At 72.7% G+C, this 21,386-nt stretch carries 19 protein-coding genes; 11 read left to right on the plus strand and 8 right to left on the minus strand.

Annotation, left to right across the window (positions count from 1 at the left end; translation table 11 throughout):
• Nucleotides 1–45 precede the first annotated feature (45 nt).
• Nucleotides 46–1,590, minus strand: a complete 1,545-nt coding sequence (locus SYYSPA8_RS11955; protein ID WP_323447073.1) for a hypothetical protein — start codon at nt 1,588–1,590, stop codon at nt 46–48.
• A 373-nt stretch (nt 1,591–1,963) separates the two neighbouring features.
• Between SYYSPA8_RS11955 and SYYSPA8_RS11960 the strand changes: the two genes are divergently transcribed.
• Together SYYSPA8_RS11960 and SYYSPA8_RS11965 are read left to right on the plus strand one after the other, a co-directional pair.
• The gene (locus SYYSPA8_RS11960; protein ID WP_407705994.1) at nt 1,964–5,275 is read left to right on the plus strand and encodes a S8 family peptidase; all 3,312 of its coding nucleotides are present in this window, start codon (nt 1,964–1,966) and stop codon (nt 5,273–5,275) included.
• Between the two features lie 194 nt (nt 5,276–5,469).
• Nucleotides 5,470–5,820, plus strand: a complete 351-nt coding sequence (locus tag SYYSPA8_RS11965; RefSeq protein WP_323447075.1) for a hypothetical protein — start codon at nt 5,470–5,472, stop codon at nt 5,818–5,820.
• A 62-nt stretch (nt 5,821–5,882) separates the two neighbouring features.
• Here the strand turns inward: SYYSPA8_RS11965 and SYYSPA8_RS11970 are convergent, their stop codons facing one another.
• Nucleotides 5,883–6,986, minus strand: a complete 1,104-nt coding sequence (locus SYYSPA8_RS11970) for an abortive infection protein (RefSeq protein ID WP_323447076.1) — start codon at nt 6,984–6,986, stop codon at nt 5,883–5,885.
• Nucleotides 6,987–7,228: 242 nt separating this feature from the next.
• Here SYYSPA8_RS11970 and SYYSPA8_RS11975 point away from each other — a divergent pair, with 242 nt between their 5' ends.
• Both SYYSPA8_RS11975 and SYYSPA8_RS11980 read left to right on the plus strand, forming a co-directional pair.
• Complete coding sequence (locus tag SYYSPA8_RS11975) at nt 7,229–8,473, plus strand: helix-turn-helix domain-containing protein (protein WP_323447077.1); 1,245 nt, start codon at nt 7,229–7,231, stop codon at nt 8,471–8,473.
• A gap of 678 nt (nt 8,474–9,151) precedes the next feature.
• Nucleotides 9,152–9,400 carry a hypothetical protein gene (locus SYYSPA8_RS11980; protein WP_323447078.1) on the plus strand — a complete coding sequence of 83 codons (249 nt, stop codon included), beginning with the start codon at nt 9,152–9,154 and terminating at the stop codon, nt 9,398–9,400.
• Between the two features lie 213 nt (nt 9,401–9,613).
• Here SYYSPA8_RS11980 and SYYSPA8_RS11985 read toward each other — a convergent pair whose 3' ends face one another.
• The 3 genes from SYYSPA8_RS11985 to SYYSPA8_RS11995 form a co-directional block, all read right to left on the minus strand.
• On the minus strand, nt 9,614–11,218 hold the full coding sequence (locus SYYSPA8_RS11985) for an alpha/beta hydrolase (protein ID WP_323447079.1): 1,605 nt from the start codon (nt 11,216–11,218) through the stop codon (nt 9,614–9,616).
• Between the two features lie 204 nt (nt 11,219–11,422).
• The gene (locus tag SYYSPA8_RS11990; protein WP_323447080.1) at nt 11,423–11,833 is read right to left on the minus strand and encodes a hypothetical protein; all 411 of its coding nucleotides are present in this window, start codon (nt 11,831–11,833) and stop codon (nt 11,423–11,425) included.
• A gap of 70 nt (nt 11,834–11,903) precedes the next feature.
• Nucleotides 11,904–12,344: a ribonuclease domain-containing protein gene (locus SYYSPA8_RS11995; RefSeq protein ID WP_323447081.1), complete on the minus strand. Its 441-nt coding sequence runs from the start codon at nt 12,342–12,344 to the stop codon at nt 11,904–11,906.
• Nucleotides 12,345–12,487: 143 nt separating this feature from the next.
• Here SYYSPA8_RS11995 and SYYSPA8_RS12000 point away from each other — a divergent pair, with 143 nt between their 5' ends.
• From SYYSPA8_RS12000 to SYYSPA8_RS12010, 3 genes are all read left to right on the plus strand, one after another.
• Entirely contained in the window at nt 12,488–12,787 is a 300-nt protein-coding gene (locus tag SYYSPA8_RS12000; RefSeq protein WP_323447082.1) for a barstar family protein, read from the plus strand.
• A gap of 381 nt (nt 12,788–13,168) precedes the next feature.
• On the plus strand, nt 13,169–14,605 hold the full coding sequence (locus SYYSPA8_RS12005) for a family 16 glycosylhydrolase (RefSeq protein ID WP_323447083.1): 1,437 nt from the start codon (nt 13,169–13,171) through the stop codon (nt 14,603–14,605).
• A 268-nt stretch (nt 14,606–14,873) separates the two neighbouring features.
• A complete protein-coding gene (locus SYYSPA8_RS12010; RefSeq protein WP_323447084.1) occupies nt 14,874–15,434 on the plus strand; it encodes a hypothetical protein in 561 nt (186 codons plus the stop codon).
• Here the strand turns inward: SYYSPA8_RS12010 and argJ are convergent.
• Nucleotides 15,422–16,576, minus strand: coding sequence for a bifunctional glutamate N-acetyltransferase/amino-acid acetyltransferase ArgJ (gene argJ, locus SYYSPA8_RS12015; RefSeq protein WP_323447085.1), 1,155 nt, complete (start codon nt 16,574–16,576; stop codon nt 15,422–15,424). The two genes, SYYSPA8_RS12010 and argJ, sit on opposite strands and share 13 nt — an antisense overlap.
• Nucleotides 16,577–16,660: 84 nt before the next feature.
• Entirely contained in the window at nt 16,661–17,425 is a 765-nt protein-coding gene (locus SYYSPA8_RS12020) for a YqjF family protein (RefSeq protein ID WP_323447086.1), read from the minus strand.
• 184 nt (nt 17,426–17,609) lie between these two features.
• Here SYYSPA8_RS12020 and SYYSPA8_RS12025 point away from each other — a divergent pair, with 184 nt between their 5' ends.
• The 4 genes from SYYSPA8_RS12025 to SYYSPA8_RS12040 all read left to right on the plus strand — a co-directional run bounded on the left by SYYSPA8_RS12025 (nt 17,610) and on the right by SYYSPA8_RS12040 (nt 20,675).
• Complete coding sequence (locus tag SYYSPA8_RS12025) at nt 17,610–18,668, plus strand: Rieske 2Fe-2S domain-containing protein (RefSeq protein ID WP_323447087.1); 1,059 nt, start codon at nt 17,610–17,612, stop codon at nt 18,666–18,668.
• Between the two features lie 111 nt (nt 18,669–18,779).
• Complete coding sequence (locus SYYSPA8_RS12030; protein ID WP_323447088.1) at nt 18,780–19,220, plus strand: hypothetical protein; 441 nt, start codon at nt 18,780–18,782, stop codon at nt 19,218–19,220.
• Entirely contained in the window at nt 19,217–19,567 is a 351-nt protein-coding gene (locus SYYSPA8_RS12035) for a winged helix-turn-helix domain-containing protein (protein ID WP_323447089.1), read from the plus strand. The genes SYYSPA8_RS12030 and SYYSPA8_RS12035 overlap by 4 nt, the downstream gene beginning before the upstream one ends.
• A gap of 226 nt (nt 19,568–19,793) precedes the next feature.
• The gene (locus SYYSPA8_RS12040; RefSeq protein WP_323447090.1) at nt 19,794–20,675 is read left to right on the plus strand and encodes a universal stress protein; all 882 of its coding nucleotides are present in this window, start codon (nt 19,794–19,796) and stop codon (nt 20,673–20,675) included.
• A gap of 126 nt (nt 20,676–20,801) precedes the next feature.
• Here SYYSPA8_RS12040 and SYYSPA8_RS12045 read toward each other — a convergent pair whose 3' ends face one another.
• Entirely contained in the window at nt 20,802–21,254 is a 453-nt protein-coding gene (locus tag SYYSPA8_RS12045; protein WP_323447091.1) for a GNAT family N-acetyltransferase, read from the minus strand.
• Nucleotides 21,255–21,386: the final 132 nt, after the last annotated feature.

Here is a 21,386-nt window from a genome sequence, read left to right on the forward strand (position 1 = left end):
CTGACCCGCACCGGCTGACCAGCGCGGCGCCGGTCACCCCCTCCGTCACCACCCCCGGGCCGCCCACCGGGCCCTTCCCCCGATCCAGGGGTCCGGGTCCCCGGCGTACGGGGTGAGCAGCCGGATCCGGCCCTGCCGCTCGTACCACTCCGCCAGCCACACCCCCGCCCGCCGGACATGGCGCGGGTTGGCCGGGGCCAGCAGGGCCGCGATCCGGGACTCGGGCAGATCCTCGGCACAGGGGAGCAGCCAGCGCAGGACCTGGTCGACGACGCCGGGGTGCGGGTCCCCCAGGAGCCGCAGCAACTCCTCCCGGGGCACCCTGCCCAGCCGGTGCAGCCCGGCCAGCGCGACCGTCCGCACCCGGCTCCCGCCGGGCCCGGCCAGCACGCTCCGGAAGAGCGCCGCGTCCCCCGCCTCGGCATGGCGCACCAGGAACGCCAGGAGGTACGAGGGAACACCGGCCGGGTCCGCGCAGCGCGCCCGCAGCAGGGCGCGCGGATCCCGGCCGGCCGTCACCAGCGCGCGGTAGGCGGTCTCCTGGACGACGGGAGCGCTGTCACCGAGGTGCGCTTCGAGTTCCGCGCCACGGCCCAGCTCCGGCAGCACGGCGACGGCGGCCGCACGGGTCGCCCCGTACACCGCCCCGAGCAGCACGTCCATCAGACCGAAACGTTCCGGATGTCCCGTACGGACGGCTCGGAGGACCATGTCCGTGCAGACGCCGCGGACCGTACGGTCCCTGGCCCCGGCGGCGAGTCGGGCCAGGTGCTCCGGCGCGAACAGCCCGTCCCGTACGCCGGTCCGCCAGACCAGGGCGCGGATCCGCGGCTCGCGGTCACGGGAGACCAGCCGTACGAGCAGCTCCGATGCCAGCAGGCCGTCCTGGAGCCCGCCCGCCACGGCCAGTTCGCGGATGTAGGGGTGCGGCTCCCGTTCGATGACGGCCGCCAGCTGCTCCCCGGTGAGCAGCCGTCTGCTGAGCGCATGGGTCACGGCGGCCCGGCGCAGGCCGTCGTGGGGATCGGCGCAGGCCCGGCGCGCGGTTTCGTCGGCCGCCGCGGCTCCCAGCAGGCGGCGCAGCAGCCGCCAGCCCCAGCGGCCGTGCCGGTGGGTGCTCAGCAGCAGGGCGAGCGGCAGCAGCTCCGGCAGTTCCGCGACGGGGGAGGACAGTTCGGCCTCCAGTAGGCGGCGGGCCTCGTTCCGTACGGCCGGAGCGCCGTGCGCGCACCGCATCAGCAGCAGCGGCAGCAGCTCCGGGCGTCCGGAGGCCGCCGGGAGGGCGGCCCGCAGGACCCGTTCCCCGTGGTGGCCGAGTCCGATGGCCAGCTCGGGCACGGACGGGAAGCCGTCCGCGACGCTCCCCGGGCCCCCGGTGCCGTCGGCGATGCCCAGCCACCGTTCGTTCGCGGCCCAGTGGAGCCTGCCGCCCTTCCCGTGCCCCCGCGAAGACCAGTGGAGCGAGCTGTCGAGCCGCTCCCAACGGGCCGGGTCGCCCGCCTCGATCGCCGCTGCCACGGCCCGGCAGCGCGTCAGCCGGTCACCGGCCGGGAGGAGACAGGGGGTGAGGAGGGGGAGCAAGGGGCGCATGGCCCGGACTGTAGCGGGAGTCCGGGCCGAGTGGCGAGGCGTTTACGCAGGTCAGGCGGGTAGTGGGGTGGGCTGGTCGCCGTGGGCTCAGATGCGGTGTCCGTCGTGGGCCGATCGTCGGGCGGACTCCGACTCCGCTGTGCGGCACGGTGGTTGACGTTGTGTTGACCTGCTGTTGAACGCGTTCCTCCACGATGGGAGCGCAGGCCCGTCCCGGATCGCTTCCCACGGGGACGGGCCCACTCATGCCCACTCATCCCCAGGGGGAGATGTGCATCATCACAGCAAGGCGTACAGGGCTGCCGTCGTCGCGGCGGCGGCCGTGGCGCTGACAGCGGGCCTGACCAGCCCGGTGTCGGCCGTGACCGAATCCATGGCGAGATCCGCGAGCGTCGGGCAACGGCCGGACCCGGCCGCGACGAAACCCGCCCAGCAGATACAGCAGATACAGCAGATACAACAGGAACAGCAGAAACAGCAGAAACAGCAGATACAGCAGGACCGGCGACACCGGATCACCTTGATCACCGGTGACCGCGTGCTCGTCGACGCGAAGGGCCGGATCACCGGATTCGAGCGGCCCGAGGACCGCCGGCGGATCCCCATCCGGACCCACACCCAGCAGGGCCGTACCTACGCGATCCCGCTCGACGCCCAGCGGCTGATCTCGTCCGGGCGTCTCGACCGACAGCTTTTCGACATCACCGAGCTGAGCAGTCCCGCCGCCCGGTCGGCGTACGCGAAGGGCCTCAGGACGATCGTCGGCTACCGGGGCGACGCGGCGAAGACCGCCCGTGCCCAGGCGCGTTCCGCCGCCGACAGCGAGGGGCGCCGCGGCCTGAGCACCCTCGGCGCGGACGCGCTGACCGCGCCGCCGGACGGTGGCTCCGCCCTGTGGCGGGCCCTCACCCGGCCGGGGCGAGGGGGGATGGCGACGACCGAGCCCGGTGTCGACCGGATCTGGCTGGACGCCGTCGTCAGGGCCACGCTCGACACCAGCGCCGGCAGGATCGGCACGCCCGCCGCCTGGCAGGCGGGCCACGACGGAACGGGCGTCACCCTAGCCGTCCTGGACTCCGGCATCGACACCACCCACCCGGACCTCGTCGGCAAGGTGAGTGCCGAGCGGAACTTCAGCGACGCGCCCGACGCCAGGGACCGCAACGGTCACGGCACGCACGTCGCGTCCACCGCCGCCGGTACGGGCGCGGGGTCCGGCGGGAAGTTCAAGGGCGTCGCGCCCGGGGCGAAGCTCCTCAACGGCAAGGTGCTCAACGACTCCGGCGAGGGCACCTTCACGGGCATCATCGAGGGCATCGACTGGGCCGTCGCCCAGGGCGCCGACATCGTGAACCTGAGCCTCGGCGGCACCGACCACCCCGGTATCGACCCGCTGGAAGCCCACGTCAACAAGGTGTCCGCGGAGAAGGGCGTCCTCTTCGCGGTCGCGGCGGGCAACGAGGGCCGCCGCGGCGCGGGCACGATCGGTTCGCCCGGCAGCGCGGACGCGGCCCTCACGGTGGGCGCGGTCGACGACCAGGACCGGATCGCGGACTTCTCCTCCCGGGGCCCGCGCGTCGGCGACGGCGGACTCAAGCCGGACGTCACCGCCCCCGGAGTGGACATCACGGCCGCCGCCGCGAGCGGCGTCCCCGGGCAGAACCCCGCGGGCTACACCTCGTTGTCCGGTACGTCGATGGCGGCCCCGCACGTGGCCGGCGCGGCGGCGCTGCTCAAGCAGAAGCACCCCACCTGGACCCCCGCCCGGCTCAAGGCGGCCCTGACCGGGTCCGCCGAACCCGGCAACCACACCGCCTACCAGCAGGGATCGGGCCGGATCGCCGTGGACCGGGCCATCGGGCAGACCGTCCTCGCCGAGCCGGTCTCCTTCGACTTCGGTCTCCAGCGGTGGCCGCACCACGACGACACCCCGGTCACCAAGCGGGTCACGTACCGCAACACGGGCACCGAGCCCGTCACCCTCGATCTGACCGTCGAGACCACCGGCCCCGGGGGCAGCCCCGCCCCGGCCGGGTTCTTCGCGCTGGACACCCCCCGGGTCACCGTCCCGGCGGGCGGCACCGCCGCCGTGGGCCTCACCGCCGACACCCGCCTCGGCGGCACCGCCGACGGCCACTACTCGGCCGCCGTCACCGCGACCGGCGGCGGCCGGACCATCCGTACCGCCGCCGCTGTCGACCGGGAGGTCGAGTCGTACGATCTGACGCTCCACCACGTCAAGCGGCCCGGGATGGCCAACTGGGGCACCGACGTCGTCGGCTACGCGGGGCTCGCCAAGGGCCGCCGCGTGGAACCGGACATGTCCACGGGCACCGTCACCCTCCGGCTCCCGAAGGGCGACTACGCGCTCGAAGCGATCGATGTCAGCGACCCCACCGCTCCCACGTCCGCGACCGACCGCGTCGTCCAGCCGAAGCTGAGCCTCACCGGTGACACCACGGTCGCCCTGGACGCCCGCACCACCCGGCCCGTGTCCATCACCGTGCCCGACGCCCAGGCCAACCGGGAGTACCTGGAAGCGGAGTACGTGGTGGGCCGCGGCGGCGACCAGCACGGCAGTGCCCTCCAGACGGGGTCGGACCTGCTGCGGACCGCACACGTCGGCCCCGACGTCACCGACGGCTCGCTCCGCCAGATCTGGTCGGGACAGTGGAACCGGGGCACCACCGACTACGGAGTCACCACCGGCGGCCCGGCCCGCCGGCTCGCCACCGGCTTCACCCAGCAGTACACCGTCGGTGACATGGCGAAGGTCGAGGTCGGCCTCGGAGCCTCCGCCCCCGGCAAGGAAAGCCACCTGTCGGTGCGGGGCCACGTCCCCGGCAAGGGCGGCTGGTCCTGGTACCCCGTACCGCAGCCGGCACCCGGCGTCCGCACGGTCTGGCTCTCCACCGGGGACCAGGTGACCTGGGACATGGAGAGCTACATCTACGGCCGGGACGCCCAGGGGCAGGAGGTCCACGAAGGCAGCCACTACTTCCCGGCCCCGAAGACCTACCGGCCCGGGAAGACCTATCGGGAGAACTTCCACACCGGGGTCCACGGCCCGCTGCTGACCGGCGACTTCGGGGTATTCCGCGACGGCGACACCATCCGGGCCGCGCTGCCGGTGTTCGCCGACGGCCAGGGCAACCCCGGCTCCTCGGTGTACTCGTCGGTGGACACCGTCCTCCGCCGGGACGACACCGAGCTGATCCGGAACCAGGACCCGCTGGACGGCAGCGGCACCTTCACGGTCCCCGCCGGACCGGGCGCCTACTCCCTGGAGACCTCCATCCGGCGCGACCCGTCCGTCGCGCGGACCGCCGACCGGATCGACGCCCACTGGCACTTCCACTCCGCCACGACCGCGTCCCGCACCCGGCTGCCGCTGTCCACGGTCCGCTTCGGCGCCGCGGTCGACACCGACGGCACGGTCCCGGCGGGCGTCACCCAGCTCGTACCCCTGCGCCTCCAGGGCCCGGCGGCCGCCGGAAACGTCACCTGGTCGCAGGTCAGGGCCTCGTACGACGGGGGTACGACCTGGCAGGAGCTGCCCGTACGGAACGGCAGGGTCGGTGTCCGCAACCCCGACAAGGGCGCGTCGGTCTCCCTCCAGGCCACCTTCACGTACCCGCAGGGCAAGGCGTCCGTCACCGTCCACAACGCCTACTACGGCAGGTGACCCCGCACCGGGGACCTTGCTGAGCACCGGGGGAGCGGTATCCGCGGCAACGGGTGCCGCTCCCCTCCACGCGGTGGGCGCTCCGCCGAAAGGATGACGGAGAAACCTTCCGGCGGCGGCCCGCCGCATGGGGCCCGCGAGCAGAGGTACAGGTACCGGTGGTTCCCGTCCCCTCCCACGAATCGAGGATCACCGTGCGTCTTCGGCACACGGTCGCCGCCGTCTGCTCCTCCCTGGCACTGACGGCCGTCCTGTCCACGCCCGCCCACGCGGCGACCGGCGACTTCCACTACCGCTTCATCGCACTGGACGGCCGGCCGCAGTCCGCGACACTCCACGACCCGCCGAGCGACACATGCGTCCCCCTGCCCGAGGTCGCCGACCCGGGAGCGTCCTCGCCCGCCTTCGCCCCCCACAACGACACCGACTCCTTCGCGATCGTGTTCACCGAACCCGACTGCACCGGCCAGTCGTGGACCCTGCGCCCCCACGGGCGCCCCGCGTCGGACAATCTCCTGCTGCGCTCGGTCGTCTTCTTCAAGTAACCAGGGGTACGCGGCGGGCCGTTCCGACGTGGTCCGGCCCGCCGCGCAAGCCGACCGCACGGTCACCGGAAGCGTCGGGCCACCGCGTGGAAGGACCGCTTCGGCTCCCAGTGCCCGGTCTCCGCGTAGCCGCGCCGCGTCCCGGTGGGAAAGGTCCTGGCCAGGGCGAAACTGGCGATGTCCAGATCATGGCGGCGCCACGGGGACCAGGGCGAGTCGGGCGCGATGAAGTTGTACACGAACGCGCCGTGGACGCGCTCCGCCGCGTACAGGTCCAGCAGCTCGCCGATCTCGTCGGCCTGCTCCCGCTCGTCGCGCACGAAACCGTCCCTCACCACCGGCGGCACCCGCTCCCAGTCCACCGCCAGGAACCCCGACCCGCCGTGCTCCCGGGCCCCCGTGAAGGTGCAGCAGCCGAACTCTGTGACGACGACGGGCTTCCCGTGCCGCCGCAGGGTGTGCAGCTTCCACGTGTACGCGGCCCTGTTCCGCGCGTCCCGGTACAGATTCACCCCCACGACGTCGAAGCCGCGCCAGTCGATCTCCTCCCACTCGCCGGAGCTGTACGTGACCCGCCCCCCGAACAGCGGCCGTACGGTCTCCAGCGCCCGGCCCAGGAAGGCGTTCAGCCGCTCCTGGTAACCGGCCGACTCGGGACCCTCCAGCGCCTTGCCGCGCTCGGTGTAGTCGTTGCCCGGCACCAGACCGGACATGAAGAGGGTCAGCTCGGTGCCGACCGCGATCCCCACATCCGGATGACGGCTCCGCAACCGCTCGGCCGCGCGCGCCACCGAACCAAGGAACGCGAGGGTCCGCTCGGCGTCCTGGTCGAACTGCCGGGGCTCGAACCAGACGAACAGCCCCTGCTCGGCGGCGATCGACGCGGCCTCCACCAGCCGGTCGAGATCGTGCCCGAGCAGCAGGACCGCATTGGCGTGCAGCTGCTCCCCGATGGCCGCGATCTCCCGGCGGACGTACTCCGTCCGCCAGACTTCGCGGTCGGTGTCGACGTTGACGCCCTTCCAGACGAGCGCCCCGGCGGCCGGGGGAGACGCCCCCGGGCCGGAGGATTCCGTCAGGGCATGGGCGCTGCCGGCGGCGAGACCGGTGGCCAGCGCGGCGGTGCCCGCGAGGACACTCCGGCGGGCGATGGATGCGGATGTCATGCGGCCAGCCTGTCCGGGGCGCGGCCGCCGGCGCGTCGGCCGAAGGACTCCGACCGGCCGACCAAAGTCGCGGTGGGGCCCGACTTTTGACGCGGGCCGGGGTCTTCGGGCGCCTGTCGCCGGGGGCGGGGCGGAGCGTTGGCCCGACGCCGAAAGCGCCCTGGGCGAGGGCGCGTTCAGGGGTTCCGCCGCACGCGGGGGAGTACGTTCTGAGTGTCCAAGTCAGAACGGAGAGCGACATCATGCCTTCTCACGACGCCGGTCATATCGGTATGCGCGTACGCATCGCCCGCAACGCCGCCGGACTCTCACAGGTGCAACTCGCGGACTTCCTGGGCCGCACGGAATCATGGATGGCCAATGTGGAGAGTGGCCGCCAGCCCCTGGACCGGTACTCCGTGATCACGGCCATCGCCGATCAGTGCGATGTGGACGTGGTCTGGCTGCTCGGCCAGCCCTACCGATTCCAGCACCACAGCGGAGCCATCGCCCACGCGCACATCCCGGCTCTCCGCACCGCCCTCCGCCGCGCGGGGCTCATCCTGTCGGGGCACCCGGGCCTCGAACCGCACGGAGCGCCACCGGCCCCGGAGGAACTGCACACCGCGTCGTGGGAGGCCAACCGTGCCCGCCAGGCCGCGAACCTGCCCCGGCTCGCCGCCCTGTTGCCCACCATGATCGAGGACCTGAGCGCTTCGGTGCTCAGCACGGAAGGAGCCGCCAGGGAGGACGCCCTCCGGCTCATGGCCGATGCCGCTCGCACGGCCCGGATGTGCCTGAACTGCCTGGGATACCCCGATCTCGCCTGGTCCGCCGCCGAGGTCGCCGCCGGGGCCGCGACCCTCCTGGACGACCCGATCACGAAGGCGGCCGTCGCCTGGGACCGGTGCGGCGCACTGCTGCACCAGGCATCGCTCACCGAAACCCTGGTGGTGGCCGAGGCGGCGCTGCGCGATCTGGAACCGCTGGCCGCCGGAGCGCGGCCGGTGGACGAGGCGGTCTCCCTCCGGGGCGCTCTGCACCTTCGCTGCGCGGTCGCCCACGCCCGCGCCACCCGGGGGCCGGACGCCTGGGCCCGGATCGGCGCCGCGCTGGAGGACGCCGACCGCCTGGGACCGGACTTCTACGACATGGGGTCCCAGACCGTGTTCGGCCGGGGGACCGTCGCGGTGCACGCGGCCGAGGTCGGCGTCGAGGTGGACCAGCCGGAGACCGGGCTGACGAGGGTGCCGGACGTGGACATCCCCGCCGTCCCGAGCCGGGAGCGGCGCACGCACTACGCCATCGACGAGGCACGGGCGCTGCGCCGCATGGGCCGGGCGGCCGCAGCGGTCACCAAGCTGCGGGCCGCTGCGGCAGAGGCCCCGCACTACGTCTTCGGCGACCCCATGGCACGGGCAACGGTCGCGGACTTGGCGCGGGCGGGGGTGCCGTCGCAGGCGTCCAGCCTGTCCTACCTGGTGAGAAGGATGGAGCTGGTGCGCTGAGACAGAGCCGGGAAACGCCCCCTAGAAAAACTAGGGGGTGGTCCCGGTCGGCATCGCCATCCTCAAGTCATCGCGGAAAGTATCCGAGTGATCACGCAAGGAGGGTGGGATGGGGCTCATCAACACCCGGGATCCCGCTGCCGCGGCCCATGCCTACACCGGAATCCTGGGGTGGTCGCTGGCTGTTGGGCACTGCCACCGACCCCGGGCGGGGTGCACCTGCGCCGATCGGTTCTGCCGCACACCTGGCGCCCACCCCCGCCACAGCGGCTCCTTCTCCCTGGCAGGGGTGGAGGAACAGCTTCTGATGGAGCCCGGCGCGGCTCTGATCGCAGCGACCGAGGCATTCGACGCCCTGATGATGCCCGTGAGCATGGCCATGGCCACCATGGTCCGTCTCGATGCCGAAGCGCCCGTGCCTGTCCCGTGCCTGCGCGCAGGAGACCATGGGGCTCTGCTCGTGCAGGCGGGGAGCGGCACCCTCGCCCTCACCCCTCGGTCACGCCCCCTCGTGACGGTCAGGTCAGGTCCCGGGGGGTGGCTCGCGCTGCCGCCGTCGGCGGGTACGTCCTGGGACACCCCGCCCTGGGCCGAACCGCAGGGAGACCCGGTGCGGCTGTTGCACGGAAGCGACGTGCGTCCGTATCTGCACGGATCCTGTTCGCGAAGCGGCACGTGATGGAGATGCAGACCTGGCGGGAGAGCCGCGCCCGTGCCGAGTCGGCCGCCCGGTCGCTGCGCCGGGCCCTCGCCGTCGCCGGGTTCGGCGAGGACGTGTGGCGTCCGATCGGGCCGAAGGTGTCCCGGTTCGGCGACGCGCGGGTGGAGATCGGGTGTCTGCCCGCCGACGTGGTGGAGCGCATGGCCGCCGCTCTCCGCGGAGAGCCCGACACCGGCGCCACGGGCCCGCCGGAGCCGGCCGATTGAGGAACCCCCGGCATCCGAGCCCGCGCCCGGGTGCCGCCACCGACCGCCCTCGGTCCGACCACGCCTCCGGGCCGAGGGCTCGCCCGCCGCCCCGCACCGCGGCGGGCCCCCTCCCCGCCCACCGTACGGGCGGGGAGGAGAAGGGGGTCGTGGCCGCCGACGTACAGGCGGTGGCCACGACCCCCGCTCGGCCACCGGCCGGATCGCCGGCCGTCAGCGCCGGTGCGGCGGCAGGACCAGGCCCGGGACGTCCGTGGAGCCCAGCCGCTGACGGGCCGGGGCAGGCTCCGCGGCGCAGACCCGGTCGGCCGCGGGGTACCGGCCGTCGATCAGATACGCGGTCGTGATCCGGTCCGCGCAGGCGCTGCGGCCCGTCGCGTAGACACCGTGGCCCTCGGCCTCGTCCGCCACGACCAGACGGGAGTTCCGCAGGGCCTTCCGCAGACCCTGGGCGCCGATCAGGGGCGTCGCCTGGTCCCACTCGTTCTGGAGGATCAGCGCCCGGACGCCGTTGTCCACCCGGACGGGCTTCTCCGCCGGGCGGTCCCAGAAGGCGCACGGGGTGATGTTGCCGGCGTAGTCCCCGTAGATCGGCTGCCGGAGCTTGTTCCGGGCCGCTTCCTTGCGGTACGTCTCCGGGTTCCGGGACCAGTTCGCGTCGCCGCAGTGGACCGCCCAGAACAGCGACAGGCTCTCGTCGTCGGCCTCCTGACGGGCCTCCGCGAAGCCCTTGGTGGGCTTGCCCGCCACCGCGTCCTTCAGCATCGCGACGCTCGCCGCCGCCACCGCTGTGGTGTAGAAGCGGGGCTGCATCAGCGCGCGGATCTCGTCGCCCGTGAGCGGCACACCGCCGGTGACGACCGGGGCGCGGTCCGCCCGGGCCACGATCCCCCAGAACGAGGCGGAGACCGCGGCGGGGGTCCTGCCCAGGCCGTACGTCGCGGAGCGCCGCGCGGTCCACTCGGTCCAGCGGGTGAACGCCTTCTCCACCTCGGAGCCGTACAGCAGATGGTCCTTCCGCCACGCCAGCGCGGGGTCGATCGCACTGTCCAGGACCACCCGGCCGCTGCGCGCGGGGAAGAGCTGTGTGTAGATCGCACCCAGGTAGGACCCGTACGAATAGCCCAGGAAGTTGAGCTTCCGCTCGCCCAGGACGGCCCGGATCACCTCCATGTCCCGGGCGGTTTCACGCGTGGTGAAATGCCGCAGCGCGGTCCCGTACTTCGCCCGGCACCGGTCCGCCACGTTCCGGGTGACGGCGATGTCGTGGGCGAACGTCGACGGCTTGTACGGGAGATGGAACATCCGCTCCTGCGACCGCAGCCCGCAGGCGACCGGCGTGCTCCGGCCGACGCCCCGGGGGTCGAAGCCGATCAGGTCGTACCGCTCCTTGAGGACCTTCGGCAGTTTCAGGTCCGAGGAGTACGGGAAGTCGACGCCCGCGCCCCCGGGGCCGCCGGGGTTGAGGAAGAGGGCCCCCAGGCGCTTGCCGGGGACGCTCGCCGTGCTCCGGGATATCTCGACGTCGACCGTCCGGCCGCCGGGGTCGCGGTAGTCCAGCGGCATCGTGAGGGTGGCGCACCGGGCGGTGGCCGGGATGCCTTCCCCGCAGCTGCGCCAGTCGACGCGCTGACCGGTGAAGCGGGCCAGCGGATCGGCGGCCGAAGCGGAGGAGGTGGTCGAAGCGGAGGAAGCAGTGGTGGCGGCGGGGGTCGGTTCGGCGCTCGCCGGCGCGGTGGTGAGCGCCGGGACGAGCGCCGCCAGCGCGCTGACCGAGAGCAGCGGGGCCAGCCCTCTTCCGATACGTCGCAATCTCATGGCACGCAGGCTCTTCCATTCGGGGTCCTGGGAACCCCCCGAGCCTTTCCTGTCGTGCGGTTGGGCGAATCCACCGTGGGGATGGGCCGGATCGATCTTCGGTCGTACGCCGGCCGGGCCGTCCACTACCTCCGTGGTTTGAGCGATTTTCGGCCAGGAACGGGGGTGGTCCTGCCGCCCTGCTGGCAGGGCGGCAGGAAGGGCTCAGTGCCCGGCTCCACGGAGGACAGAGTTCCGCTTCGCGGAGGCGATCAGGAACGACACGATGCCCGTCGCGGCCAGGCTCCCCATCATGATCAGACCCACGCCCACCCCGAAGAGCCCGGTCGAGTCGTCCGACCAGTCGTAGAAGGACGCGACGGTCAGCCCGGCGGTGACACCGATCACCGAGGCCACGACGTACTCCCGGAAGGCCGCCAGACCCACGGCCACCAGCAGGGTCAGCCCGAGGCCGATCACCTGCCAGGCCTCGTAGGGGCCGGTCGTCGAACCGTCGGGGTGAACATCACGGTGCTGGTCCCAGCCCAGCCAGGCGGCCCAGAGGGCTGCCGCCACCCCGGCCAGCACCAGGGTCACCAACAGATCGGGAGCGGGTTTCCGCAGTCCTTTGCGCATGCCGTCAGCTTTCCGGGCCGCTCGCACGCCCGTCAGAGTACGGATACTCAGTTCGGCAGGGGAGGAAGACTCACTCGCAGCCGGAGGAGATCTCCCGGAAGTTGGCGTAGTGGTCGGCCGTGTACCAGACAGCGGTGGTGTCGGTGTCGCGCACCAGGCGCTCGGCGTCGCGGCGCGTGCCCGGGACGCGCGGGTTGACGTCGTACTCGCGGTAGTGACCGGCGGCCGGCAGATCGCCCGAGCGGTTGTGGTAGACGTTGGCGCCCCGGATGACCAGGCGGGTGTTCACGACCGGGTGGTCGGTGGCCCGGGACGCGCGCGGCCAGGTCAGCTCCTTCCAGATCCCGCACGCCTCCTTCACCTGACCGGGGAACGCCTCGACGGGCAACGGCGGCTCGATGACGTCGGCGGGCCGCAGCGCACGGTCCGGCGACCCCGCCGCCGGTACGGGGACGGCGGGGGCCGGGGATGCCGCCGGAGCGGCGAAGGGGACCAGGAGCAGAGCGGCCACAACGGCGCCGCGCAGGGTGCGAGGAGAAGTCACGTTCCCCCAACGGGCGCCCGGCCGCCGGGGACACGGCCGGGCACTCCGTACGGGTGCACGCGCGCACGACGGGTGCCTGGAAGGGCCCGGCCGGTGGCTAACCTGCTCCGATGACCCACAGCGAGCTGGTGGTCGACCTGCGGGGCCGGCCGATCGACACCCTCGGCGACTTCTGGGACGCGCTCGTCCGGCCCTGCGGGCTGCCGGCCTGGTTCGGACGGAACCTGGACGCGTGGGCGGACACGATCGTGGCCCGTGGTGTCTCGGAGACCGTCGACAGCCACGACACCCTGACCGTCCACGTCGACCGGCGGGGGCTCTTCACCGGGAACCGCCCCGAGGCCCGGGCCCTGGCCGCCGTCTTCGACGGGCAGCGCAACCGGCTGATCGTCCACACGCCGGACCGCTGATCCGTACACCCCTGATCCGTACACCCCGGGCCTGAGCCGGGAGGCACGGCCGTCCTCCGCGGTGCCCGGACGGATGCCCGGACGGATGCCCGAACCCCCTTCCGGCCAACAGCTCTTTTCTGCCATGGGCGTGACGGGAGGGGGGAGATGGTGGGACCGTTCATCTGTCCCGCAGGAACGGGGGTTCCCTCCGAAGAAGCCCTCTGTTCCTCCCGTGGGAGGGCCCTCCCACGGGAAGAATGCGTTCCAGGCGGGTCGCCCACCGAAAGCCACATCGAACGACATCGAGCCGCAGCAAGCAGTGTCAAGCTGCATCAAATCGTACATATCGTACGAGTCCTATGCGCCGTTCCTTCCATATTCGTCAGGAGCGCAGGGCAATTGAGACGACATCAGCACCGGCGTGAGACCCCGCCAAGTACCTCCGGACGCTTCCGCCGCAGGTGTGCGGCGGTCCTCGCCTACACCATGATCCTCGGCTTCGCCGTCGAGACACTCTCCGCCGACACGGCCGGGGCCGCGCGGCGCACGCCCTACCACCAGAGCCTGAAGGACACCGACCACCCCGACTCGACCCGCGCCGCCGACGCCCCCCTGCGGCTCCGAGTACCACCCGGTACGAGCTGGGCCGACGACTTCACCGGCGGTGCCGGAACGCTTCCGTCCGGCACCACGTGGCGGCTGGAGACCGGCGGCCACGGCTGGGGCAACAACGAGCGCCAGTACTACACCAACCGCCCGGAGAACGCCCGGCTGGACGGCCAGGGCAATCTGGTGATCACCGCGCGGCGGGACAACACCTCCGGGCTCCAGTGCCACTACGGCCCCTGCGAGATGACCTCGGCCCGGCTGAACACAGCGGGCAAGGTCAACGCGAGGTACGGCCGGATCGAGGCCCGGATCAAGGTCCCGGCGGGGCGCGGCGTCTGGCCGGCCTTCTGGATGCTCGGTGAGGACATCGGCTCCGTGGGCTGGCCGGGCTCCGGCGAGATCGACATCATGGAGAACGTCGGCAACGACAGCGCCCGGCTGCTGGGCACGGTGCACGGGCCCGGCTACAGCGGCGCCGGCGGCGTCGGCCGCTCGATCGTCCACCCGCAGCCGCTGAGCAACGCGTTCCACACGTACCGCATCGACTGGGGACCGGACCGGATCACCTGGTTCCTGGACGGGCAGCACTACCTCAGCGTCGAACGCGGTGACCTGCGCGGCAACCCCTGGGTCTTCGACAAGCCGTTCTTCATCATCCTCAACCTGGCCGTCGGCGGCACCCTGGGCGGGACCGTCGACCTGGGTGACCTGCCGGCCCAGATGCTCGTCGACTATGTCGCCATCACCGACCTCGGCGGGCAGAACCCGGTCAAGTCCACCCCGCCCAACGGCTCCGGCGGCGTCTGGGACGGGTGGCGGATCGAGAACCCGGGGTTGATCATCCGCAGCGCGGCCGACAGCGAGGTGGTCGACGTGGACGCCTCCGCGCCGCAGCCCGAGGGCGCCCGGGTCAACGCCTGGAGCCACAACGGTGGCGACAACCAGCGGTGGCAGATGTACCGGCGGGGGACGGAGAACCGGTTCATCTTCCGCAACGTCCGTTCCACGCTCGTGCTCGACAAGGACCGCGCCAGTAACCGGATGCAGCAGTACGGGTACGGCGGGAACGCGAACCAGGAGTGGGTCTTCCGCGACGCCCCCGGCGGGACGGTCCAGATCCGCGACGGCCAGACGGACCAGTGTCTGACCAACAAGGGCCACGGCGCCCAGATGCTCACCGAGCCCTGCCGCGCCGGCGACGCCAACCAGACCTGGCGACTCCAGTGACCGACCCACTCGGTACGCCCTGACCGGGCCCGGCACACAGGACCCCGTCCCCGCACCACCGGCGGGGGCGGGGTCCGCGCCTTCCGTCCCCCGGGCGGGCGGGTGTGCGGGTGCGGGCAGGCGCGGGTGGGCCAGGGCGGGCCAGGGCAGGCCGCACCCGGCGTCGGAGCGGCCGTCGGCGCTGCGTACGATATCCCCGTCCAACCCGGCAAAAGGGGTGTAAGTAGCCACTCCGGGGCAAGCGAGAACCGAGTGAGAGAGCGGCACCGTGGAACCGATCGTCTACCGCAACCGGGACCGGCGGCGCACGGTGCTGTGGTCGGTAGCGTTCTTCCTGTGGGGCGCGATCTCCCTCGCCCGTCTGCTGCGCGGTACCGAACCCGACTTCCTGCACGTCCTCGGCGTGGCCTGGCTGGTGATCCTGCCCTTCGTCCTGCCGGTGAGCTTCGGCAGCATCGCCGTCGACGACATGGGGATCACCGCCCGGCGGGTCATCCGCCGCAGATACGCCTGGCGGGACATCTCCGGCATCACCGTCGAGGAGCGGACTGGCCGGGGCAACGGCGCCTACCGGATCGTGCTCTCCCGTCCGGGGCGGCGGCCCCGGGTCCTGCCCGCGCCGTACGTGGACATCCGCGCCTCACGCGTCTGGTACGAGGAGCTGCTGACCCAGGCCGAGCAGCTCAGGGCCCGCCACCGTGCCGCCCTGGAAGCCGCGGGCGGCACGGACGGCACGGACAGCGCGAATGGTGCGGCGGCGGGCGGTGCGGCGGTGGACGGCACGGAGGCGGACGGCGCGGAGGCCGGGCGGGGTCCTCAGGTGGTGTAGTCGGCGTTGAGGCGCACGTATCCCTCGGTCAGATCACAGCCGTAGACGGTGAACTCGCCCCCGCCGATCCCGAGGTCGACCGCGATGACCACCTCGTCCCCGGCGAGATAGCCGGCGGTCCGCTTCAGCTGCTCCTCATCGGCCCCGCCGGGGTAGAGCACGTCGTCACCGAAGGCGATACGGACGGCGCCCGGCTCGATGTCCTCGTCGTCCTCCAGCTTGCCGAGCGCCATGGCGACACGGCCCCAGTTGGGGTCGCGGCCGTGCACGGCGGTCTTGACGAGCGGGGAGTTGACCACGGCCTTGCCGGCCCGCTTGGCCTGCGCGGTGTCCCGGGCGCCGGTGACGCGGACCTCGATCAGTGTGGAGGCGCCCTCGCCGTCGGACGCGATGTCACGCACCAGGCGCAGGGCGCACGCGTACAGCGCTTCCTCGAAGGCGGCGGGGTCCACCGGCCCGGCCAGTCCGTTGGCGAAGACGGCGGCGGTGTCGCTGGTGGAGGTGTCGGTGTCGATGCTCAGCGCGTTGAAGGTCCGCTCCACCACCCGGCGGAAGATCGCGTCCAGCTCGCCGGCGGGCACCTCCGCGTCGGTGAAGAAGAAGGTCAGCAGGGTCGCCATATTGGGTTCGATCATGCCGACGCCCTTGGCGATACCGGTGATCACGGCGTCCCCGCAGCGGGCGCTGACGTGCTTGGCCCGGGTGTCCGTCGTCATGATCGCGGCGGCGGCGGCCGGGAAGTCGGCCTCGGGGAGCGGCAGGGGCAGCGCGGCGAGCCCGGCGCGGATGCTCTCCATCGGGTAGGGCCGGCCGATGACCCCGGTGGAGCCGATGACCAGTTCCTCGGGGGCGACCCCCGCGATGCCGGCGACCCGGCGGCGGACCTCCTCCGCGTTCCGCGCGCCCTCGGCGCCGGTGGCGACGTTGGCGTTACGGGAGATGACGACCATCCCCCGGCTGCGGTGGGCGCCCGTGTCCCTGCGGCTGAGGGTGACGCTGGGGCCGGCGAAGCGCGAGCGGGTGAAGACGGCGGCCGAGGCGCACGGGACCTCGGAGACGACGACGGCGAAGTCGTCACCGGTCTCCTTGAGCCCCAGATTCGCCGTAGTGCCCCGGAAGCCGCGCGGTGCTGTGAACTGCATGCCGGACCCGCCCTCTCTACCCGTCTGCCCGTCTGCTCGCCCATCCGCACACGGTGAATTATTATACGGTTCACCGCATGTATATCAGATCTCGGCGGCCCCCGGTGAGCGCGCGGGCCGGCCGAGGCGGACGGGTACGCCCGGCGAATACAGCACACTGACGGGTTCCCCCTGCGGCGCGGGCAGCCCGGCCGCCGCGATCAGTCCTTCCCGGCATTCGACCAGCTCCGCCCGGTACAGCGGCCACCGGGGATGGTCGTTCGGAAGGTAGGCGACACCGCCGGGGAAGGCGTTGTGCATCCCCCATCGGGCGGTCAGGAAGTGCTCCAGCTCCGACGGCTCCTCGATGCGCTCCCCCTTCCGTACGGCTATCCGGCCGCCCACGCCGCGCGGCCCGGGCCAGCGCCGGGAGCTGGTGTAGACGACGGTGTCGCCATCGGTGCGGACGGACATCCGGGACCACAGGTACGGCAGCCGGAACCCGGCCCGTCCCATGACCACCGGCAGCAGCCGGGCGGCGTCCATCGAGCGGAACACGACGCCGCGCCGGCCGTCCGCGTCGACCGAGTACAGACGTACGTTCGTCTCCGGGAACGCGCCGAAGTAGGGAATTCCGGGCAGCCGGAACCAGCCGACCCGGTCCATCCGGAAGGCCACCAGGCCGACATAGGTGGTCCCGTGGAGTACGTCGGGAACGGTCCCGGCGGGCAGCAGCCCGGCCACGTGGGACGGATCCACGGCCCAGTGGACGAAGGCGAGATCCAGCCACCGCTGGGTGAGCAGAGGACTCGCTATCGCCGTGGGGGCATCCGGGCTGACGGGGCCCGGGAAGTGCTCTGTGCGTGACATGGCGTCAGCATCGCAGAGTGGCCGGGACGCCCCGCCCGGCGCCCTCGTTCGGGTGATGTGCGGCGATTTGGAAGGGTGTTGGAGCAAGGTGGGCAGGCTTCCCGCAGCCGAATCGGGCAGCTCGGTCCGGGCAGTTCGGGTTCGGGCGTTCGCTCCAGGCGGCTCGATGCAGGCAGGGGAGACGGTGGGATTTTCACGCGAGTACGGGCGCAGGATCAGTCAGGGGCCGACTCCGGCGGACCGGGCGGGTCTGCCGGCGCTGCCGTATCCGAGCGGGTGGTCCGCGCTGGCGTTCTCCGGGGAACTGCGGCCCGGCCGCGTGCTGACCCGGCCGCTCGCGGGCGGGGACGTGGTGCTGTACCGGCTGACGACGGGCGAGGTGCGGGCGGTGCGGCCGTACTGTCCGCACCTCGGCGCCCATCTCGGCCTGGCGCGGGTCGAGGGGGACGATCTGGTCTGCCCGTTCCACTTCTTCGCGTTCGGTCCCGACGGGGCGTGCGTGCGGACGGGTTACGGGACCCCGCCGCCGCGCTCCCGGCTGGAGCGTCTGCCGGTGTGCGAGGCCAACGGAGCCGTGTTCGTGTGGCGCCACCACGAGGGCCGGGACCCGGACTGGTGGATCCCCGAGTGGCACGTCATCGGCCGGCGGGCCGCCCGGAGCGCCGTGTGGGAGCTGGCCGGAAACGTTCAGGAAGTGATCGAGAACTCGGTCGACGTCGGACACTTCGCCACCCTCCACGGCTGGCGGAAGGCCGAGACGGACGGTCCGGTCGTCTACGACGGCGCGATGTTCCACGTGTCCCTGCGGGCCCACGAGTCGGCGCCCCTGCTGGGTGACTTCACCGTCGACGTGGAGGTCGACGGCTACGGGCTGGGCTGTCTGCACGCGGACGTGCACACGCCCCGGGTCGGGCTGCGGATGTGCACGATGGTGATGCCGACCGCGATCGGCCCCAACCGGATGCAGTTCCGGCAGCTGAACCGGCTCGCGTTCACCGAACCGGCCGCACTGCCGGGCCCGCTGGCGCGCACGGTGAGCCGGACCGCCGAGCGGCTGCTGAACCGCGCCGTCTTCCGCGCCAGTTGTGCCTTCACCGCAGCCGACTTCCCCATCTGGGACCACAAGCAGTACCGGCAGCCGCCCCGCCTCGCCCAGGGGGACGGCCCGATCGGCCCCTTCCGCCGCTGGGCGCGCCGGTTCTACCCACCGCCGGCCGCCGGCGGTGACGGTTTCCCGTCCTGACCGACAAGTACTTGCCGCAATGGAAAGTAGATGCCACTCTGGAATGAGATCGAACAGATCGAACAGGTTGAACAGATCGACGCAGTCGAGAGATGGCGGGGGCGGAGTCGCATGGACGCACACGGGCACGGACATCCGGACGCGCACGGCACGGCGGAGGCCGCGCTGAGGCGTGCCGCGCGGGTGGAAGCGGCCTCGGTCGACTCCAGCGGGTGGTACGCCCGCTATCTCTGGACTTTCGCCGCCGGGCAGCTCGTCCTCGTCCCCATGGCCCTGCTCTGGCAGGGCCTCGTTGCCGCGCTGACCTTCGCCGTCCTCAACATCGCCCTGGTGGGCGGGCTCAGCGTGTACGCGAGCCGACAGCGGGCGATCCGCCGTGGCTTCGGCCTCCGGCACGGCGGGATGCTCGGGAACTGGGCCGTCTTCTTCGCGATCGCCGTGGCCCTGGGGACGTCCTCGTTCGAGGACAGCGTCCCCTTCGCGGCGGTGGCCGCCCTCGTGTGCGCGCTGCCGCCGGCGACGGTCGCGTTCCGTGAGGGGCGGCTGGCGTGACCGGGCACCCACGGCACCCACGGCACGCGCTGTGCCCGCTGCTGAACGCGCCCGTCCGGCTCTCCGTCGTCGCCGCGCTCGCGCCCGTCGACCGGGCCGAGTTCGGCTTCGTGCGCGACCTTGTCGAGGTCACCGACTCCGTGCTGTCCAAACAGGTGGCGTCCCTGGAGGAGGCCGGCCTGCTCGCCGTCGACAAGGGCCGCGTCGGCCGCAGGCCCAGGACCTGGCTCGCGCTGACGGGGGAGGGCCGGGCGGTGTACGCCCGCCACCTCGACGCGCTGCGCGCGATCGCCGACGGGCCGGCGATGCCCGGGGGCCCCACGGACACGGGCGGGGGCGGGAGCTGAGGGCGTCGGGCCGGGTTCCGCCGGCCCGCCCGCCGGCAGGGGACCAATGGCGTACGGGAACGGCCTTTGCGCCCTCGCCGTGAGGGCTGTTCGTCCCTCCTCACCCGGACCTTCGGCCCGTGCGGGCCCCGTCTCACGGGTCGAGACTGAAGGCGTACAGCGGTACGCCGGTTCGGGGTACGGCGGTACCAGGCACGCAGAAGCGCAGAAGAACGGAAGTGCTGTGATGAACGGTCCGGTCGTGGTCGGTGTGGACGGCTCGAAGTCGGCGCTCACCGCAGTGGAGGTCGCGGCCCGGGAAGCGCGGCTGCGCGGGGTGGGGCTCCATGTGGTCCATGCCTTCATCTGGCCCGCGATGCATGTGGACCTCGGCCCTTCCCCCACGGGCCCGGTCGGCGGCGGACTGCTCAACGCGGCCGAGCGGGTGCTCTCCGACGCCGTGGACCGGGCGCGGGAGACCGCGCCGGACATCGAGGTGACCCGTGAACTGGTGACCGGTGAGCCGCTGACCGTGCTGGAGTCGCAGTCGCGGAAGGCGTCCCTGGTGGTCGTCGGCAGCCGGGGGATGGGCGGTTTCATCGGGCTCCTCGTCGGCTCCACGGCGGTGCACCTGTCCGCGCACGGGCGCTGCCCGGTGCTGGTGGTACGCGGTGACGCACGGGATTCCGGGCCCGTCGTGGTGGCGGTCGACGGCTCGCCGGAGGCGGACGCGGCGGTCGGGTTCGCGTTCGCGGAGGCCTCGGCACGGGGCGCGGAGCTGGTGGCCGTACACGCGTGGAACACCTGGACCGAGCGCGGGGACGACGACCCCGGCCACCCGCAGAACCTGGTAGACGGCGTCGACCGGCTCCGGGCGGGGGAGGAGCGGCTGCTCGCCGAGGCACTCGCCGGCTGGCAGGAGCGGTACCCGGACGTCACCACGCGCCGGCGGCTGGTGGAGGGCCGGATCCGCCCGGCGCTGATCGAGGAGACCGAGCGCGCCCAGCTGATCGTGATGGGCGCGCGGGGACGCGGCGGCTTCGTGGGGCTGCTCCTGGGCTCCGTCAGCCAGGCGCTGCTGCACCACGCGCACTGCCCGGTGGCGGTGGTACGCGGCGACAGGCCGTGATCCGCTGCCGGCGGCCCGGTCCGTCCCGGGCCGCCGGCGGACCAGGTCGTACGAGCCCACTGTGCCGTGCCTGCCTGCGACCCGGCGGACGAGGACACGCTTCCCGGCCGTGGCCCACCGGCACCCTCAGAGCGGGAGCTTGAACCCGACGTGAGTCGCTTCGAAGCCCAGCCGCTCGTAGAACCGGTGCGCGTCCGCGCGGGTGATGTCCGAGGTCAGCTGGACCATCCGGCAGTTCTCCCGGCGGGACTCCTCGACGGCCCACTCGATGAGCCGGGTGCCGAGTCCGCCGCCCCGCTCGTCGGCGTGGACACGGACGCCCTCGATGATCGAGCGGGTGGCACCGCGCCGGGAGAGCCCCGGCACGATGGTGAGTTGAAGGGTGCCGACCACCTGCCCGTCGCGAACGGCCACCATCAGGCGCTGATGGGCGTCACCGGCCAGCCGTTCGAAGGCGGCCAGATACGGGGCGGGATCGTCCGGTGACTCCCGCTGGGCGCCCAGGGGATCGTCGGCGAGCATGGCCATGATGGCGGGGACGTCGTCCGCCGTGGCACGGCGTATTTCCGGTTCGTTCATGATCAGCAGACTACGCGGAGCCGTTACGCGCCCGACGGGCCGGTGGGACGGGGTGGGCGCCGGCGTCCTCCCGCCGGCCGCCGCCGACCGTCGCCGAGGAGGTCATCGCCGGACTCCGGCCGGTCCTCCCCC

Origin of the sequence: Streptomyces yaizuensis, assembly GCF_034961445.1 — a bacterium.
Classification (GTDB): Bacteria; Actinomycetota; Actinomycetes; order Streptomycetales; family Streptomycetaceae; genus Streptomyces; species Streptomyces yaizuensis.

Excerpts from the sequence above, each read along its gene's own strand:
- SYYSPA8_RS11985 (WP_323447079.1), bottom strand. The coding sequence starts at position 11,218 with ATGAGATTGCGACGTATCGGAAGAGGGCTGGCCCCGCTGCTCTCGGTC.
- SYYSPA8_RS11970 (WP_323447076.1), bottom strand. The coding sequence starts at position 6,986 with ATGACATCCGCATCCATCGCCCGCCGGAGTGTCCTCGCGGGCACCGCC.
- SYYSPA8_RS11975 (WP_323447077.1), top strand. The coding sequence starts at position 7,229 with ATGCCTTCTCACGACGCCGGTCATATCGGTATGCGCGTACGCATCGCC.
- SYYSPA8_RS12045 (WP_323447091.1), bottom strand. The coding sequence starts at position 21,254 with ATGAACGAACCGGAAATACGCCGTGCCACGGCGGACGACGTCCCCGCC.
- SYYSPA8_RS11955 (WP_323447073.1), bottom strand. The coding sequence starts at position 1,590 with ATGCGCCCCTTGCTCCCCCTCCTCACCCCCTGTCTCCTCCCGGCCGGT.
- argJ (WP_323447085.1), bottom strand. The coding sequence starts at position 16,576 with ATGCAGTTCACAGCACCGCGCGGCTTCCGGGGCACTACGGCGAATCTG.
- SYYSPA8_RS12030 (WP_323447088.1), top strand. The coding sequence starts at position 18,780 with ATGGACGCACACGGGCACGGACATCCGGACGCGCACGGCACGGCGGAG.
- SYYSPA8_RS11990 (WP_323447080.1), bottom strand. The coding sequence starts at position 11,833 with ATGCGCAAAGGACTGCGGAAACCCGCTCCCGATCTGTTGGTGACCCTG.
- SYYSPA8_RS12020 (WP_323447086.1), bottom strand. The coding sequence starts at position 17,425 with ATGTCACGCACAGAGCACTTCCCGGGCCCCGTCAGCCCGGATGCCCCC.
- SYYSPA8_RS12040 (WP_323447090.1), top strand. The coding sequence starts at position 19,794 with ATGAACGGTCCGGTCGTGGTCGGTGTGGACGGCTCGAAGTCGGCGCTC.
- SYYSPA8_RS12000 (WP_323447082.1), top strand. The coding sequence starts at position 12,488 with ATGACCCACAGCGAGCTGGTGGTCGACCTGCGGGGCCGGCCGATCGAC.
- SYYSPA8_RS11960 (WP_407705994.1), top strand. The coding sequence starts at position 1,964 with ATGGCGAGATCCGCGAGCGTCGGGCAACGGCCGGACCCGGCCGCGACG.
- SYYSPA8_RS11980 (WP_323447078.1), top strand. The coding sequence starts at position 9,152 with ATGGAGATGCAGACCTGGCGGGAGAGCCGCGCCCGTGCCGAGTCGGCC.